Annotated in this window: 16 protein-coding genes and 1 pseudogene; 14 read left to right on the top strand and 3 right to left on the bottom strand. The window is 33.6% G+C overall.

Features of this window, described 5'->3' with window-relative positions:
* Positions 1-333: 333 nt before the first annotated feature.
* From C9914_RS07500 to C9914_RS07460, 11 genes are all read left to right on the top strand, one after another.
* On the top strand, positions 334-834 hold the full coding sequence (locus C9914_RS07500; protein ID WP_106764501.1) for an isochorismatase family cysteine hydrolase: 501 nt from the start codon (positions 334-336) through the stop codon (positions 832-834).
* Positions 835-997: 163 nt separating this feature from the next.
* The gene (locus tag C9914_RS07495) at positions 998-1,288 is read left to right on the top strand and encodes a hypothetical protein (protein WP_106764499.1); all 291 of its coding nucleotides are present in this window, start codon (positions 998-1,000) and stop codon (positions 1,286-1,288) included.
* 150 nt (positions 1,289-1,438) lie between these two features.
* On the top strand, positions 1,439-2,131 hold the full coding sequence (locus C9914_RS07490; RefSeq protein WP_022264110.1) for an iron-sulfur cluster assembly scaffold protein: 693 nt from the start codon (positions 1,439-1,441) through the stop codon (positions 2,129-2,131).
* Positions 2,132-2,156: 25 nt separating this feature from the next.
* On the top strand, positions 2,157-3,167 hold the full coding sequence (locus C9914_RS07485) for a GGGtGRT protein (RefSeq protein WP_022264109.1): 1,011 nt from the start codon (positions 2,157-2,159) through the stop codon (positions 3,165-3,167).
* A gap of 212 nt (positions 3,168-3,379) precedes the next feature.
* Complete coding sequence (locus C9914_RS07480) at positions 3,380-4,324, top strand: tyrosine-type recombinase/integrase (protein WP_106764497.1); 945 nt, start codon at positions 3,380-3,382, stop codon at positions 4,322-4,324.
* Positions 4,321-4,608, top strand: a complete 288-nt coding sequence (locus C9914_RS07475) for a hypothetical protein (RefSeq protein WP_106764496.1) — start codon at positions 4,321-4,323, stop codon at positions 4,606-4,608. Before C9914_RS07480 ends, C9914_RS07475 begins: the two co-directional genes overlap by 4 nt.
* 93 nt (positions 4,609-4,701) lie before the next feature.
* Entirely contained in the window at positions 4,702-4,878 is a 177-nt protein-coding gene (locus C9914_RS11525) for a hypothetical protein (protein WP_158707366.1), read from the top strand.
* Positions 4,879-5,394: 516 nt separating this feature from the next.
* Positions 5,395-6,222: a hypothetical protein gene (locus C9914_RS07470; protein ID WP_106764494.1), complete on the top strand. Its 828-nt coding sequence runs from the start codon at positions 5,395-5,397 to the stop codon at positions 6,220-6,222.
* A gap of 61 nt (positions 6,223-6,283) precedes the next feature.
* A complete protein-coding gene (locus C9914_RS07465) occupies positions 6,284-6,940 on the top strand; it encodes a hypothetical protein (protein ID WP_106764493.1) in 657 nt (218 codons plus the stop codon).
* A 24-nt stretch (positions 6,941-6,964) separates the two neighbouring features.
* A complete protein-coding gene (locus C9914_RS11520) occupies positions 6,965-7,231 on the top strand; it encodes a hypothetical protein (RefSeq protein WP_158707365.1) in 267 nt (88 codons plus the stop codon).
* A 723-nt stretch (positions 7,232-7,954) separates the two neighbouring features.
* Complete coding sequence (locus C9914_RS07460) at positions 7,955-9,169, top strand: radical SAM protein (RefSeq protein ID WP_106764491.1); 1,215 nt, start codon at positions 7,955-7,957, stop codon at positions 9,167-9,169.
* Between the two features lie 534 nt (positions 9,170-9,703).
* Here C9914_RS07460 and C9914_RS07455 read toward each other — a convergent pair.
* Entirely contained in the window at positions 9,704-10,348 is a 645-nt protein-coding gene (locus C9914_RS07455) for a recombinase family protein (protein WP_106764489.1), read from the bottom strand.
* A gap of 388 nt (positions 10,349-10,736) precedes the next feature.
* Between C9914_RS07455 and C9914_RS07450 the strand changes: the two are divergent.
* Positions 10,737-10,832: pseudogene (locus tag C9914_RS07450) on the top strand (GGGtGRT protein); the annotation flags it as partial.
* 212 nt (positions 10,833-11,044) lie between these two features.
* On the opposite strand, the gene C9914_RS07445 reads toward C9914_RS07450, so the two are convergent.
* The gene (locus C9914_RS07445) at positions 11,045-12,031 is read right to left on the bottom strand and encodes a hypothetical protein (protein WP_022264100.1); all 987 of its coding nucleotides are present in this window, start codon (positions 12,029-12,031) and stop codon (positions 11,045-11,047) included.
* Positions 12,028-12,348 carry a zinc ribbon domain-containing protein gene (locus tag C9914_RS07440; protein ID WP_022264099.1) on the bottom strand — a complete coding sequence of 107 codons (321 nt, stop codon included), beginning with the start codon at positions 12,346-12,348 and terminating at the stop codon, positions 12,028-12,030. The genes C9914_RS07445 and C9914_RS07440 overlap by 4 nt, the downstream gene beginning before the upstream one ends.
* A 193-nt stretch (positions 12,349-12,541) precedes the next feature.
* Here C9914_RS07440 and alr point away from each other — a divergent pair, with 193 nt between their 5' ends.
* Positions 12,542-13,744 carry an alanine racemase gene (gene alr / locus C9914_RS07435; protein ID WP_106764486.1) on the top strand — a complete coding sequence of 401 codons (1,203 nt, stop codon included), beginning with the start codon at positions 12,542-12,544 and terminating at the stop codon, positions 13,742-13,744.
* A 215-nt stretch (positions 13,745-13,959) separates the two neighbouring features.
* Entirely contained in the window at positions 13,960-16,554 is a 2,595-nt protein-coding gene (polA, locus tag C9914_RS07430; RefSeq protein WP_181013444.1) for a DNA polymerase I, read from the top strand.
* Positions 16,555-16,584 lie beyond the last annotated feature (30 nt).

The raw sequence follows: 16,584 nt of genomic DNA, 5'->3' as shown, positions 1-16,584 counted from the left end.
ATTTTCGACTCTTGTCTTTCTCGAAAATCCCCATTTTATCGGGTTTTTTCGCCGCTCTCTCGCGACAGCTTGTTTATAATATCATAACCCAACCCAAATGTCAACACATTTTTTCGGATTTTTTAAAATTTATTTTCGCACACTATATATAGACTTTACAGAGTAAATTTTGCCCACCTATATATGTAAACTTTCCATATCAACAAATCTCATTATAAACCATCAGCTTACCTTACAAACCGCATGAAACAAAAAAATTCTTTCTTGATAACTTAGTACGGTATGTGATAGAATATTTATTGATATAACTTATATAAACGGAGGTATTACAAAATGAAAGCCCTATTAGTTATTGATATGCAAAATGTATACATAGGCAAAGACCACTCAAAATTTTTCAATTACAACAGACAGCAAATAATTTCAGCTGTAAATAAAGTAATCGACGATAATGGCGAAAATATAGTCATCTACATACAAAATTTTATGAAGAAGAATTTTATAAACAAATTTGCACCATTTAAAGCATACAAAGAAACAAAAGGGGCTGAGTTAATTTCCGAATTACATATTGTATCTAATCTTATATTTGATAAATATGTAGGTGATGCTTTTTCAAATAATAAGCTAAACGAATTTCTAAAAAGTAAAAATATAGACACTATTGAAGTGATAGGTATTGACGGCGGAGGCTGCGTTGCATTAACCGCATTGGGTGCAATAAAGAACGGTTATAATGTTATCGTTAATACAAATGCTATCGGCACAATACTTAATAAAAATAAAGAAAAATATTTTAAAAAGCTTAAGCAACAAGGTGCAGAGTTTATATAGTAGACTTAATATTATAAGGAGAAAAGTGATTAATATGAATTTTACAGAAACCAACGCTATCGAACCTGAAATTATTATAGAAGACACTCATGAAAAATACCTTCCTATGAAAGATATATTAGTAACACAGCTTATTGAGTTTTAATAAGAAAGCTCTGTCATCTTGAAGAGGAAATGTATTTTAAAGTTACAAACTAAAGCTGTTATACCTGAAAATATAGTTCTCCAACAAAACGAAGAACTCTGGAAAGAATATTGTCAGAAATACGGCGAAATTGCAGAAACATTTTGTACGCAAAAATTACTTGATAAAGGCTATGCAAGAAGTATTGGCCAGCCTGCACAGTATTCTTATATAAATGAAGGCTGTAAACTTTCATTCATTATGAAATATATATCCTCCGCAAAAATACATTATGAAAACTCAAAAAGTATAAAAGTATATTACAGTTAGTTACATAAAACCATTTTTACTTTAACATTTTTTCAAGAACATAACAATCTCTATACCTCAATTTTCAACAAAATGCTTGCTTATTTTCTATAAAATGTTATAATAAAACCGTATGCAACATACAATTATCATCTGAAAGGAGTAACGCATATGAATTATTCACATGAAGTTGAAAACATGTGTATCGTAACAAAAGGACCTCACCACGGTCCTGCCCCAATCCCTGAAGAAGGCAAGTGGGTTAAGTCCACACAAATTACCGACATCTCCGGTCTTTCACACGGTATCGGCTGGTGTGCACCTCAGCAGGGTGCATGTAAGCTTACCCTCAATGTAAAAGAGGGTATCGTAGAGGAAGCTCTTGTAGAAACAATCGGTTGCTCTGGTATGACTCATTCTGCTGCTATGGCTGCTGAAATTCTCCCAGGCAAGACTCTTCTCGAATGTCTTAACACAGACCTCGTTTGTGATGCTATCAACACTGCTATGAAGAACATCTTCGAGCAGCTCGTATACGGCAGAAGCCAGACAGCTTTCTCCGAAAACGGTCTTCCAATAGGTGCAGGTCTTGAGGACCTTGGTAAGGGTCTCCGCTCACAGGTTGGTACTATGTATAGCACAAAGGCTAAGGGCGTTCGTTATATGGAAATGGCAGAAGGCTATGTTCTTAAGACAGCTCTTGATGAGAATAACGAGGTTATCGGCTATCAGTTCGTTAAGCTCGGCAAAATGCTCGAAGACATCAGACACGGCGTATCCCCTGATGAAGCATACAAGAACAACATCGGTCAATACGGTCGTTTTGATGGCGCTGCTAAGTATATCGACCCACGTGAAGAATAATCAAGACTAAGGAGGACAGGCTTTTATGGCAAACGATGTAAAATTTGAAGGCAAGGAAAGAAGAATTGCCAAAATAGAAAAATGTCTCGCTGAGTATGGCATTGCTAGTCTTGAAGAGGCTCGTGAGCTATGTCTTAGCAAGGGTGTTGACGCCTACTCTATCGTTAAGGGCGTTCAGCCAATCGCTTTTGAAAACGCAGGCTGGGCTTATACTCTCGGCTGTGCTGTTGCTATTAAGAAAGGCGTTAAGTCCGCTTCTGAGGCTGCTGCAGCTATCGGTATCGGTCTTGAAGCTTTCTGTATTCCTGGCTCTGTTGCAGAACAGAGAAAGGTTGGCTTAGGCCACGGTAATCTTGGTGCTATGCTCCTCGAAGATAAGACAAAATGCTTCGCATTCCTTGCAGGTCACGAATCTTTCGCAGCTGCTGAGGGTGCTATCGGTATCGCAAGAACAGCTAACAAGGCTCGTAAAGAACCTCTTAAGGTTATCCTTAACGGTCTTGGCAAGGACGCTGCTTATATCATTTCCAGAATCAATGGTTTTACATATGTAAAGACTCAGTATGACTACTTCACAGGTGAGCTTAATATCGTTGAGGAGAGAGCTTTCTCTGAAGGCGAAAGAGCTGCTGTTCGTTGCTATGGTGCAGACGATGTTCGTGAAGGCGTTGCAATTATGGCTCACGAGGGCGTTGATGTTTCTATCACAGGTAACTCAACTAACCCAACTCGTTTCCAGCACCTTGTTGCAGGTACATATAAGAAGTGGGCTCTTGAAAACGGCAAGAAGTATTTCTCTGTTGCATCAGGTGGCGGCACAGGTCGTACACTTCACCCAGATAATATGGGTGCAGGTCCTGCTTCCTATGGTCTTACAGACTCTATGGGCCGTATGCACGGTGATGCTCAGTTTGCTGGTTCTTCATCAGTTCCTGCTCATGTTGAGATGATGGGACTTATCGGTATGGGTAACAACCCAATGGTTGGTGCTACTGTTGCTTGTGCTGTTGCTGTTTACGAAGGCTTGAACAAGTAAGTAGACAAGCCAAATATAGGCAATTTAAGTCAAAATTATATAAGATTTAAAAAATGCAATTTAAACACATCATATCGGAGTAAATCCTTTATGATGTGTTTATTCTTTTTTACGCAACATAATCCAATAAAGCCAGGTAAATTGATAGTTTTTTATGTTTAAAGCACATTGCTAAAGTATGATGATGTGTCTAATGTTTGGAGGGTTAGTTTATGCAAAGATTGAAGATGAAAATATATAATCTTACATTTGGAGAGTGTTGCGAGCTGTATATACAGGATTGTAAAGCACGTAATTTGAGAGCGGCAACAATTAGCCATTACAGGAGCAGTTATAAGCAGATATATAAATACTTTTCGCCTGATATGCCGATTGACGAGTTGACAGTCAATAAATATAACAGTTATGTGATATATCTTAAAGAACATTTGTCAAATGATGTTAGCATCAATGCTTATTTGAGAGATTTAATAACAACATTGCATTACCTAATGGACAACGAGTATATGCCAACATTTAAAATGCAGAGTATAAAAGTTGACAAAGTGGTAAAGGAAACATACACAGATGCAGAATTAAAACTACTCTTAAAAAAGCCGAATATAAACAAATGCACTTTTATAGAGTTTGAAGCATGGGTTATAACTTGCTTGCTTTTTAGTACGGGCATACGACAACATAGCTTGATAGAGCTAAAAGTTAAAGATATAGATTTTGATAATTTAATTTTAAATGTGAGAGTAACAAAGACGCGCAAGCCGCTATTGATACCTCTTAATGTGTCAATGATTAATATATTAAAAAGTTTTTTAGTACATCGTCAATTTATAGATATAGATGATTGGCTGTTTTGCAATGTTTACGGCAAAAAACTTACAAAGTCAACGTCATATCATATGCTATATGAGCATAACCATAGACAAGGAGTTACAACAACGGGATTACATCGTTATAGGCATACTTTTGCAAAACAGTGGATATTAAACGGTGGCAGTGTTGTAACACTATCAAAGCTATTAGGACATAGTAATTTAAATACCACGCAAAACTATATTAATCTTTTGGTTAGTGATATTTCAAAGCAAGTCGAACAGATTGATTTATTAAATCAATTTGCAGATAAAAAATATATTAAAATGAGAGGTAAAACACAATGATTAAGTTTAACAAGAATGAGAACAACAAACAATTTATTAGCATCAGCATTGAGGACGGAACGGATGTTATAAAAGTATTTAACTATATATCTGCTCTCTATCCTGTTATTAAGAATAATCTGTACAAAATGGACAATGATGAGATTTTATTGAATCTTGAAAACGATGTGCATTATGGTTTTTCTCTCAATGCTTTGCGTTCAACGGTTGCCAAAATAGCTAAGGCAAACATATATGTATTTTGCGTTTATATGCTTGAATCTACACAGCGGTATATTGGATAATTTATATCGAGCAAAGTACATAGCTTGACAAATTGCTTACACCATGGTATAATAATTACAATAAATAAGTTGCTAAAAATTGGAGGTGTAACAATGCCAGTTTTAATTTTACTCGGATTTCTTGTAGTTTGGATTATAGTAAGTTCGCATAAGGCTTGCAGTAAAAATACACATCCATATTCTCACGATGAGTTGGAACAAATGCTTGGGCAGATGGTCGGAAAATCTGAAAAGGATTGTAAGAAAATTTTAAAGCATTATAAAAAATAATTGTAAAACAGCACTTTTATTTACTTTTTAGCACTCAATAAAAAAATGCTAATTTTTTTGAAAAACCTATTGACAAATAGCAAAAGTTGTGATATAATATAAATGTTATTGTTCAAAATACTGTGAGCAAACCAAATAAACTAAAATTAACAATCTTTACCGCTTTAAGTAGTACGGGTTAGTGCAAGAACTGTATGCCATAAAGCACAAGCGGAGCAATTTCCTAAGAACGGTTTAGGCTATGCTGATTGAATATAGGATTAGTCGATGTAGTTCGGCTAATAAAAAAATTATTTTTTTAAGTCCGAGTTTTGATAAAAAACGGACTTAGAAATTTAGTTGACCTATATTCGATTTTGCATAGCCTTTTTTGTTTTTTAATTTTACAATCCCACACAATGCGTGTTTACATAGATTAAGGCTTGGCTACTGAGTGTACATTAAGTAGACCGAACCACCTTGACAAAGCAATACATCAATATCAAAAAATTATAATCTGAAATGGAGTCAAAACGAATGAAAAACGATAGCAAAAACGAAAAAGAATGGATAACACTTAAAGAGGCTGCAAAATGTAGCATTTATTCAAAAAGACAAGTCCAAAAATTAGCCGAAAAAGGCAACCAACGCATAAGAACAAAAAAGACAGATGATGGCAAGCATATACTATTTAATAAGATTGATATACTTCAATACGCCGCTTCACATCCGAGAGATACTATACTAAATACAGTATGGGACGAGATAAACCCTATAGAGGGCGAAATAGAAGTGTTCTATCCGCTGTATGGTTACGATTGTAAGTATTTTGTAACAAATAAACTGAGGGTGATTGACTGCTCAAATGGACAAGTATTAACACCACAGCCACAGAAAGACACAAAAGGAAACTTAACGGGATATATGCAAGTAACTTTATGGCAAAACGGCAAAGAAAAATGCGAAGGTTTACATCGTTTAATTGGTTATACTCAATGTAAAAATGTACTTTGTAAAAATATTTATCATCATATCAACAATGATAAATCAAATAATAAAGCAAGCAATATATTACCTGTGTGGCAGTGGCAACATGATGAATTACATAAAATTTTGAAAGGAAGAAAATCAAAAGAATTGATTGGAAATGATAGAGATACATATAACAAGATGATTCAAGCAATCAAAGAGGAAAATAAACAGAAACTCTATAAAATTCCTCATTTAGATTTTGAATCAGATGATAAATTTAATTACTTTATGTATGTCACAAAAGAAGGCTTTAACCATTACAAAACACACAATAATGTGCCATTAACCTACATTATAATGGAGTGTGCAGAGTTAAAAAAAGTGAACCCTTGAACCAAAAAACTAAAAATAATTCCTTTCTAAAAAATAAAGGAAAAGGAGAACAATACACAAATTGAGCAATAATATTATAACAACAATTAATGAAAAACAATATCAAATAAATAAAACCACTGGCGAAGCCACTGAATTAATGACGGTAACACTTCCAATCGGTTCAAAATGGCAGACACCTAAACAACAAGCTGCTGTTAAACAGTGGAAAGAATATCAAGAAGCAAAAAAACTAAAACAACAATATATTAGCACTGTTAAAAGCAGATTAGGCAATTTTTATTTTATATTGACAGATAATGTATTTTTAGATGTTTCACCACAAACAGCAACAAGATTAATTATGTTATGTACCTATTTGAATTATTCTAATCAGTTTATGCGAACGAATAAAACTCCGATGGCAAAATCTGATATACAAACGATATTGAAATTATCCAAAACAGCAGTAAATAAATTTTGGAACGAAGTTAGAGACAAGTATATAATTGACCGCAACAACGGGCTATATATTAATAACAATGCTAATATTTTTAGAAATAAAATTCCTAAAAATAATCAATATTTGCAATATCAAAAGATATACATTAATACAGTACGAGCATTATATAAAGTCACGCATCCACGAAAACATAAACAACTCGGTTACATATTTAAATTGTTGCCTTATATCAACCTTGAATATAATATATTTTGTACAGATGCATTTGAACAATAACTAAATCAAATAAAGCCATTGTCGATGGCTGATTTTTGCAAACTGATAAATTGTGATATTGGGCAGGCATCAAGATTACAAAAAGATTTAAAATCATTAACATTTGATTATCAGGGCAATCAAGAGCGTTTACTATCCTATGTTGATGATGGCAACAATACACCACATAGCAAAAAAATTTTTGTCAACCCACACATAATATATAATGGCTCGGATTATAAGCGGGTTGAAATATTAGGCATATTTTATAATACTGATAATAAATCAACTCGACATTTTGCGAACTCATGAAAATATTGAAAATTCAAGCGTAAACGCCCCTATTTTGAATAGTTACGGGAGATTTTAAGCAAAACCTCACTCGACATTTTGTGAACTAAAGAAAATGCTCAAAACCACGATAAATAGGGCATTTAAGGCACTTTTAATGAAAAGATTTCCTCTATTCTTATATATACGCATTTTGTCAAGACATATAAAGTCTAATCTTCTTTTAAACCATAGATAAATGTAAACATTATCAACAAAACAAAAAATGTGCTTTGCACGACAAGAACAATATCACGAAGCATAAGCGTAGTGTTATTGTTCGCTGTCAAGTAAATGTGATTATAATTTTTTTGGATTATAATAATACAAAATCGGATTTTAGATATACTTGATGTTAGGTGTATCTGCATATAAACAATCTAAACCATATGCTGAATTATAATTTTGTGTTGGTTTAACTCTTAATCCGCTCTCATTTGCTTGTAATTGCCCTTATTTCGTATTTATTCTTTTTTGATGAAGTTTATCTAAACATAATCAAAGTGTCTTATAGGGCATTGTAGAGCATTTTAGAAGCTATGCTGACGCAGCAAATTGACATTTGCTTTGTCCTTGTTTATGATAAACCTGAATATTATTTCTATTGGTTTTCTTATATAAAAGGTTCATCATATCCAAGATAAATTATTTTACTTTATGGTTTATAAATATGCAAATAGAATTTAGCTACAGAAAGGACAAAAAATGAAAAAAATATATATGCTTAACTTGGCTTTTGAATTAACAAGATGTTGTAACTTGGCTTGCCGTTGGTGTGCAAGAGGTAATCCGCAGAATGTGGATATAACCAAGGAGATAATCAACAAGACATTAGACGAGATAGAGCCTTTTTATTTTTGCAATATAGAACTTACTGGCGGTGAGCCACAAATGAACCCAGATATGGTTTTATATTTTGCCAAACAAATTGCAAATAGGCATATTAAGACGGAAAAGGTAACTATACAAACAAACGGTACAATAAAAAATGATAAAGTAAAACAGGCGTTGATAATATTGTCAGATTATTTTGCAAATGTAAAAAATCAATCGTGGATGGAGGAAATAAAAAAATTTAATTCCGAAGCAGAGGTTGTCGATGCCTATTCTAAGGCAACAAATAAAAATATTTTGGTAGCAGTTAGTACAGACGAGCATGACAACAAGGATACAATAGATGGCGTTTGCAAATTTTACGATATTGGACGAGATAACTGTATTGTGCAAAAGCAAACGGAGCATAAAGGTCATATAAATGGCAAAATAGGCACAATATTAATGGAGGGTTGCGCAGTAAAAAATTATATGTTGTTCACTAAAGACGAATTGCAGAACATAAGAATTATATATAACAAATATTGTGTCATTAAAGATGATTTCATTGAAAGCGACAATATCGCAATAAGTAAAACATTGACAGTGTCGGCAAACGGCAATGTATATGTAGGTAATATGACATCTTATGATAACGTGGATAGAGACTCAATGTTTAATATTATGGATTGCCATAACGATTTTTATGATAGAGTAGATAAATGGTGTTGGCAAAATCCAATTAGTTCAGTAGCAAATGCGGATATAGAAAAACATTTGTCTCTACAATGGCAAAAGGCACACGGAATTTATGTTGACCCGCAGGAGGAACACGCTTTTAATGCGTGTGCTGAACGAATCAAAATACTTGCGGATAAAATCAAAGAGTGTCGCCCTAAGTTTCCGTATCTAAAGCATTGGGAGCTAAGTTTATTAGTTACCTGTTTAATTTGCCTTGTTTTAGACGATACCAATGAACAAGCTATGTATTTGATGATTTGCGGCTTATTTGACGAAGACACAATCAAGACTATTGACCGTGCCAAAATTGAAAATATGTATAAAATATTAATGACAAAAAACGAGAAAAGAAAACTTAAATACTAAAATTATTTTCGGTGGTTTTCGGTGAGTATTGCAAACCCTCTATTATTGGGAGTTTACTAAATTACAAATGTTATTCGGCAGAATACTATTTTAATGTCAAACCCTCTATTATTGAGGGTTTATTCTTTTAAAATATGCAATAAAGATATTTTCGGTCGGTGTTTTGAAAGTATTGCCGAGAGTGAATAAATAATACAAAATGTCTCTATTTTATAAGATTTTGAAAGGAATGATTTTACGAAAGATTACAAAAATACCATTTAAGACACAGCCTGAAGACGATATTGATGAAGCAATTTATCTTCAAAAGCTACACAACAAAAAAGTTAAGTGTTGTTTATTATAGTTATGGTAGTTATGAAGATTAATTTTGGGTGAGAGTGAAATATAATACATTGTATGTGTTGCGGTATGGCGAGCGAGAGCGGAAATGTAAAATATCCCTCTTCACTGAAAAACCTGTTACCACCCATTCTGGGCAAACCATAAAAGAGAGCAGTAAAGTAAACCGCTCCCCTTGCTTTTATTATAGTATTATTGAATTTTATCAGCATATGCATTAGCTAATTTATAAAATGAATTTCTTTTCAATCCTAAAATCTGCATTGCTCTTGTGGCTGTTATTTGTTTGGCTTGCCATTGGTTATAAATCTCAATCCAATTTGACGGATATGTTATATTAGGTCTGCCTATTGGCTTTTTTGTTTTGGTTGAATAACGCTTTCCATCTATGCCTATTGGCATTGACTGTATTCCTTCAGCTTGTCTTTGTTTTATTGTGGTTCTCTCGTTCTCTGCGATAGATGATAATACTTCAATCAAGATGTTATTAACCATATCAATAACCCATTCTTTACCGTTTTGAATATCAACCATTGTAGTGGGTATATCGAGAACTTTAACACGAACGCCAATACTTTGAAAATACTTTAGTTCTTCTTTAGCTTGTTCTTTATTACGACTCAATCTATCAATAGACTTAATATATAGCGTATCGCCTTTTACTAACTTACCAATACCGACTTTTAACGATTGATAACCGATTCTATCTAAGTTTGCACCTGTCGCTTTATCTGTGACAATCATATCTTCAGAGACAAATTGTTTTAATGCTATAATTTGTGTATTTAAGTTTTGCTCTCTTGTGCTTACTCTTGCGTAGCCGACAGATTTACCCATAATAATACACCTCTTAAATTAAAATTTATTATCTTTGGTTTTATTTTAGCACCAGTGTTTATAAAACACAAGTGCTTTTATAAATATATTTGTAAAATATTTTAGGTGATTTACAAACAAAATCTATAGGTGTTTTTTAACGTTTGTAAATGTACACAATTAAAAACACTTTAATAAATAGTAATTTTTTAAAGCACTAAAATAGTGCATAGTTTAATTAACACAATGGGGATATATTACATTTCCGTTGTCATTTGTCATTCTATAAAATGCTCAATGTGTTGTTTGTCACTCTAAAACTTGACATATAATTTTACTTTTGATATAATAAATATAATAATTGATGTGTTGAAGTTGCATTAGATTAATGCTTATTTTTGCTTGGTTTGTTGAGATGATGGGACTTATCGGTATGGGTAACAACCCAATGGTTGGTGCTACTGTTGCTTGTGCTGTTGCTGTTTACGAAGGACTTAATAAGTAATAATCAAGCCTTTTGTTACAATTTATAATGGTTACTAATAATTTATAGTAGTTCCAATAATTGCATAAAATGTGCTTTTTGTCCATATGCTTTTTAGGTGTGGATGATAATACTTCAATCAAGATGTTATTAACCATGTTACTAAGAAGTAATGTATAGTCTTTAATATAAAAAATCCCGAGGTGGTAAAATTCCTCGGGATTTTTTATATTTTATCTACAAAGTGCTGGTATTTCAGGTTGTAACATAGGTAGTTTAACATAAGGATTTTGCGAACCACTTACACCAGTAATATCAAAAGTTTCAAATTGAGTTCTTGTTAAAATATCACTATCAAATCTATTTCGATATAAATAAACAGCAACATTATATTTATCATGTTTGAGACTACCATTATAGTCTATAGAAGTATGTTTTGGTAATGTATTATTACCATTTACATAAACATTTTTTACTATTGCTGTTACAGAGTAAGCTAAGTTTGATGAATTTGCTATTTGAGTCCATGTGCCTATTCGTTCATTATAGTAATATATAAAAACAGTATTTTCTGCACAAGTGTAAACATAATCTGCATTAATCCTTGTTATATTAGAAGATGGTTTAAGAGTAGTAATGCAATCCTTTAATGCATTGTAAACACTTATTATTGTTCCAAAGTCTGTGAATCCTAATGCAAATTCACCTAAGATTCTTATAAAATCTATAGCTTGTGCAGTATGATTTGTAGTAATATTTTTACTTGCAACCCCTTCATGGTACATATATGCACCAGGTTGAGGGCGTGCATATATTCTCATAAATTTAACAGATTCACCATCAACAGACATAGAAGCTTGTACTTTGTTAAAAATAATATTATCTTGATTCATTACTATGCTTTTTTGATTGGGAATATCATTTCCAGTTAGTTCTAACATATCTTTATAAGAAATTTCATCAACAGACATATCAGATAATTCTTGTTCTAGTTCTTTTATACGAATTTCATCTTTAGATATTGTTGCTTGATTAAGTTCATCCATTACAGAATCTACATCATTTATCGTATATAAACTTCTTTTTCCATTTTCAGATAAGATGTATTCAATGCCATTAGTATTTGTAATTGCATCTGTTTCTGATGCTTTAACAACTGTATTTAATAGTGGCAATATCACTATTAAAGTTGAAAGAAATATAGTAATTATCTTTTTCATAAGTCCTCTTTCTCTTTTTTTACAAGCTTTAAATTTTCAAATTTCGCTCCGCAATAATAACAGCTTTTTACAGTATTACGCATAATTGGACGCTTTAGTGGTGCACCGCATCGGGGACAACGCCAAAATAATATGTCACCTATTAAAAATAAAATCATTAAAATTAATGCGACTACTGTTAAAAATATTATAGTTCCATCAGAGTAACTGCCACTTTCATAGCAAGCAAAAGCTATAATTAATACAGCTACAGCTGCTATAAAAATAGCAATAGAATATTTGACCCAAATATGTGGCGGTATTCTAAATCGTTTCAAACTTTGTTTCACCCCCTTTGTATAATATCTTAATATATAAATGTATTATAAGTCTATCTAATAATTGTAAAATAATAGTAAAATCTAAACAAAATACTTGATATTATAAAATAAGCTCTTGCTTGACAATATATATTCATTGCGGTAAAATAAAGGTTACTTTAATAATATTTTATGGACAGAGGTTGGCTCGATGAAATCATTTTTGAGAAGAACTTGGGCAAAGATAGATTTAGACGCTATTGAACATAATTATAATGAAATAAGAAACCATGTTTCTCCTGAAAGCGAGATTATGTGCGTCATTAAGGCAGATGGCTATGGCCATGGTGCAATTTTTCTTGCGAGAGAATATGAAAGACTTGGTGTAAAAAGATTTGCTGTTTCTAATATTGAGGAAGCTATGCAGCTTCGTGAGCATGGAATAAAATCTCCGATTTTAATTCTTGGCTTTACTCCTGCGGATTTAGCAAAGGTTCTTGCAGATAATAATATTTCTCAGGCGGTACTTTCTGAGGAATATGCCGAGGAACTTTCTAAATATGCTCAAAGAGATAATGTAACGGTAAAGGCTCATATCGCACTTGATACTGGTATGAGCAGAATAGGCTTTATGTATCAGAATATAGACAGAGATTTTGCGTCTATTGATACGATAGAGCGTGTTTGTAAGCTGCCTTCCCTTAATTTTGAAGGAATTTTCACACATTTCTTTGTATCAGATGAGGCTGAAGAAGGCAAAGAAGATACACTTTGTCAATACAAGTGCTTTGATGATGCTATTGCAAAGCTTTCTGCAAGGGGAATTGAATTTCCTCTAAGACATTGTGCAAACAGCGGTGCTATTATTGATTATCCAGATACGCATATAAATATGGTTCGTGCAGGAATTATACTTTATGGCTTAGCTCCGTCAGGAAAGCTTGAGGGTAAGCTTAATCTTATCCCTGCAATGCAGCTTAAATCAGTTATTGCACAGATTAAAACTGTTGAGCCTGATGCAAAGGTAAGCTATGGCGGTACATTTACAACAAGCCGTCCGACAAAGATTGCTACTGTTCCTATTGGCTATGCTGACGGTTATACAAGAGCATTAGGAAATAATGCAAGAATGATAGTAAACGGAAAATACGCACCAATTATCGGCAGAGTTTGTATGGACCAGCTTATGCTCGATATTACAGATATTGAAAATGTTTCTACTGGTGATGAAGTAACTGTAATTGGTACAGATGGGGATTGCTGTGTTTCAGCAGAAGAAATTGCAAATTTGACTAATACCATAAATTACGAGATTATCTGTATTATTGGAAAGCGTGTTCCGAGAGTTTATTTTAAGAATGGCAAAAATGTTGGTACGCTTGATTATATTTATCCAAGCAATCTAAAGAACTAATAAAAACCATCACATTCTTTTGAAAAGAATTTAACAAAGCTTTTGGGTTTATGCTATTATAAATAAAATCTGTCAATGTATGTCGATAAAAAATAAAACTCTTTGTTGACAGTGATTGTGCAGTATGTTAAAATAAAAACACAAAGAATTGTAAGATTAACCACCTTTTTGCAAGAGGTGGTTATTTTTTCATATAGAAATGTGGGGTATGAATAATGAAAATGCTTGTAATAGATGGAAACAGCATTTTGAATCGTGCTTTTTATGGAATAAGACCTCTTACCACAAAGGACGGACAATATACAAACGCTATTTTTGGATTTATGACTACCTTTGAAAAGGTTTTGTCAGAAACTAATCCTGATGCGGTTGCTGTTGCGTTTGATATGAAAGCACCGACATTCAGACATAAGGCTTATGACGGCTATAAGGCAAAGCGTAAGGGTATGCCCAATGAGCTTGCCTCGCAGATGAGACCACTTAAAGAGCTATTAACACTTCTTGGATATAAGATTGTTGAATGTGAGGGCTATGAGGCTGATGACATTCTCGGAACTCTTGCTGATACTTGTACCAAAAACGGCGATGAGTGTGTTGTTGCAACGGGTGACAGGGATAGCTTGCAGTTAGTTTCACCGACAGTAAGTGTAAGAATTGCCGCAACAAAAATGGGTAAGCCAGAGGTTACACTCTATGACGAAGCTGCAATTATGGAAAAATACGGGGTAACGCCTAAGCAGCTTATCGAAGTCAAGGCTATTCAGGGTGATACTTCGGATAATATTCCAGGTGTTGCCGGAATAGGAGAAAAGGGTGCAGGCGACCTTATTAAACGCTTCGGAAATATAGATAATATTTATAAAAATATAGATACTATTGACATTAAAGACAATATCAGAAAAAAGCTTATTGCTGGTAAGGAAAGTGCTTATCTCAGTCATATGCTTGGGACTATATGCGTAGAAGCTCCGATTGATACGGATATAAATAGCTATATCCCAGCAAAAAGAGATTCAGCGGGAGCGGCTCGGCTTATGGCAAGCCTTGAGCTTTTTAAGCTTATAGACAAGCTTGGGCTTAGTGGCGAAGAAATTCCCATTGCTGAAAATAAAATCGAAAAAACTAAAAAGCTGAATGTTATAGAAGATTTTAATTATAACAAAGCTATTGAAGGTTTTAATGGAAAAACCGTTTCAATAGCTTTCAGACTTGAAGATAGTCAAATTTCAGAAATGGCTGTTTTATGTGAAAATGATATTTATTTGTTTTCTTTTGAAAGCTTTGATTTTCTTGCTGCCATCAAAAATATTTTTGAATATGAGGATATTAAAAAACAACTTCATGATATAAAGCCTATTGTAGCTATTCTGTTGAAAAATAATGTTGAGCCTGTTGGAATAGTTTGTGATACAATTCTTGCATCATATTTGCTTAATCCAAATTCGCCTGATTATTCAATCGAAAGACTTATGCAGGAATACAATCCACCTAAGTTTGAACTTGCTGAAAATGCACCGGAGCTTGCAAAAGAAAGTGCAGAGGTTTCTGCATTATCAGAAGCTCTTATAAAATTAATTGAGGAAAAGGAGCAGACAAAGCTTCTTAATGAAATTGAAATTCCACTTGCTATTGTTCTTGCTGATATGGAAAACTGTGGTTTTATGGCAGACAGAGATGGCATTATGGAATACAATAAGGAAATCAGTGCAAGGCTTGATGAGATTACTAAGGAAATTTATGATACAGTGGGCTATGAATTTAATATAAATTCTCCAAAACAGCTCGGTTCGGCACTCTTTGAGAAATTAGCACTTCCACATGGAAAAAAGACAAAGAGCGGATATTCAACAAGTGCAGAGGTTCTCGAAAGTCTGAAATATGAACACCCAGCAGTTGCCTTGATTTTGCAGTATAGAACCTATTCTAAGTTAAAATCGACCTATTGTGACGGACTTTTAAAGGTTATTGGTGAGGACGGAAGAATACATTCCAGCTTTAATCAGACCGAAACAAGAACGGGCAGAATCAGTTCAACAGAGCCTAATTTGCAGAATATTCCAGTAAGAACAGAGCTTGGCAGAGAGTTACGCAGATTCTTTATAGCGAAGGACGGTTGTGTACTTGTTGACGCAGACTATTCACAGATTGAATTAAGAGTTCTTGCACACATAGCGAATGATAAAGCTATGATAGAGGCTTTCAAAAATAATGAAGATATACATTCTATAACTGCATCACAGGTATTTAATTTACCGCCAGAAATGGTTACTAAGACAATGAGAAGCCGTGCAAAAGCCGTAAATTTTGGAATTGTTTATGGCATAGGAGCGTTTTCACTCTCTAAGGATATTGGTGTAACAAGAAAAGAAGCAGATAATTATATTAAGAATTATCTTGCACATTATTCGGGTGTTGACGAATATATGAAACGAACTGTTGAGAACGCTAAGCGTGACGGCTATGTAACTACAATGTTTGGCAGAAGAAGATACTTGCCAGAACTTACTTCATCTAACTTCAATCTTCGTGCATTCGGAGAAAGAGTTGCAAGAAATATGCCTATTCAAGGAACATCGGCTGATATTATAAAGATTGCGATGATAAGAGTAAGAAACCGACTTAAAGCTGAAAATATGCAGGCAAAGCTTATTTTACAGGTACACGATGAGCTTATAGTAGAAGCTCCTGAAAATGAAGCCGACAGAACAGCCAGGATTCTTGAAGAGGAAATGGAAAATGCAGTTAAGCTGAATGTTCCTCTTATTGCAGAAGCAGGCAAGGGCAAAACATGGTATGAAGCTAAGGCATAGTCTTGAAAGATTCTTTATTGGAAAGGAGTG

This window comes from Pseudoruminococcus massiliensis, assembly GCF_900291955.1.
Classification (GTDB): Bacteria; Bacillota; Clostridia; order Oscillospirales; family Acutalibacteraceae; genus Pseudoruminococcus; species Pseudoruminococcus massiliensis.
This window is presented reverse-complemented; position numbering and strand designations above follow the sequence as displayed.

Coding starts and splice junctions, on each gene's coding strand:
- C9914_RS07500 (WP_106764501.1), top strand. CDS start 334: ATGAAAGCCCTATTAGTTATTGATATGCAAAATGTATACATAGGCAAA.
- C9914_RS07490 (WP_022264110.1), top strand. CDS start 1,439: ATGAATTATTCACATGAAGTTGAAAACATGTGTATCGTAACAAAAGGA.
- C9914_RS07485 (WP_022264109.1), top strand. CDS start 2,157: ATGGCAAACGATGTAAAATTTGAAGGCAAGGAAAGAAGAATTGCCAAA.
- C9914_RS07480 (WP_106764497.1), top strand. CDS start 3,380: ATGCAAAGATTGAAGATGAAAATATATAATCTTACATTTGGAGAGTGT.
- C9914_RS07475 (WP_106764496.1), top strand. CDS start 4,321: ATGATTAAGTTTAACAAGAATGAGAACAACAAACAATTTATTAGCATC.
- C9914_RS11525 (WP_158707366.1), top strand. CDS start 4,702: ATGCCAGTTTTAATTTTACTCGGATTTCTTGTAGTTTGGATTATAGTA.
- C9914_RS07470 (WP_106764494.1), top strand. CDS start 5,395: ATGAAAAACGATAGCAAAAACGAAAAAGAATGGATAACACTTAAAGAG.
- C9914_RS11520 (WP_158707365.1), top strand. CDS start 6,965: ATGGCTGATTTTTGCAAACTGATAAATTGTGATATTGGGCAGGCATCA.
- C9914_RS07460 (WP_106764491.1), top strand. CDS start 7,955: ATGAAAAAAATATATATGCTTAACTTGGCTTTTGAATTAACAAGATGT.
- C9914_RS07455 (WP_106764489.1), bottom strand. CDS start 10,348: ATGGGTAAATCTGTCGGCTACGCAAGAGTAAGCACAAGAGAGCAAAAC.
- C9914_RS07445 (WP_022264100.1), bottom strand. CDS start 12,031: ATGAAAAAGATAATTACTATATTTCTTTCAACTTTAATAGTGATATTG.
- alr (WP_106764486.1), top strand. CDS start 12,542: ATGAAATCATTTTTGAGAAGAACTTGGGCAAAGATAGATTTAGACGCT.
- polA (WP_181013444.1), top strand. CDS start 13,960: ATGAAAATGCTTGTAATAGATGGAAACAGCATTTTGAATCGTGCTTTT.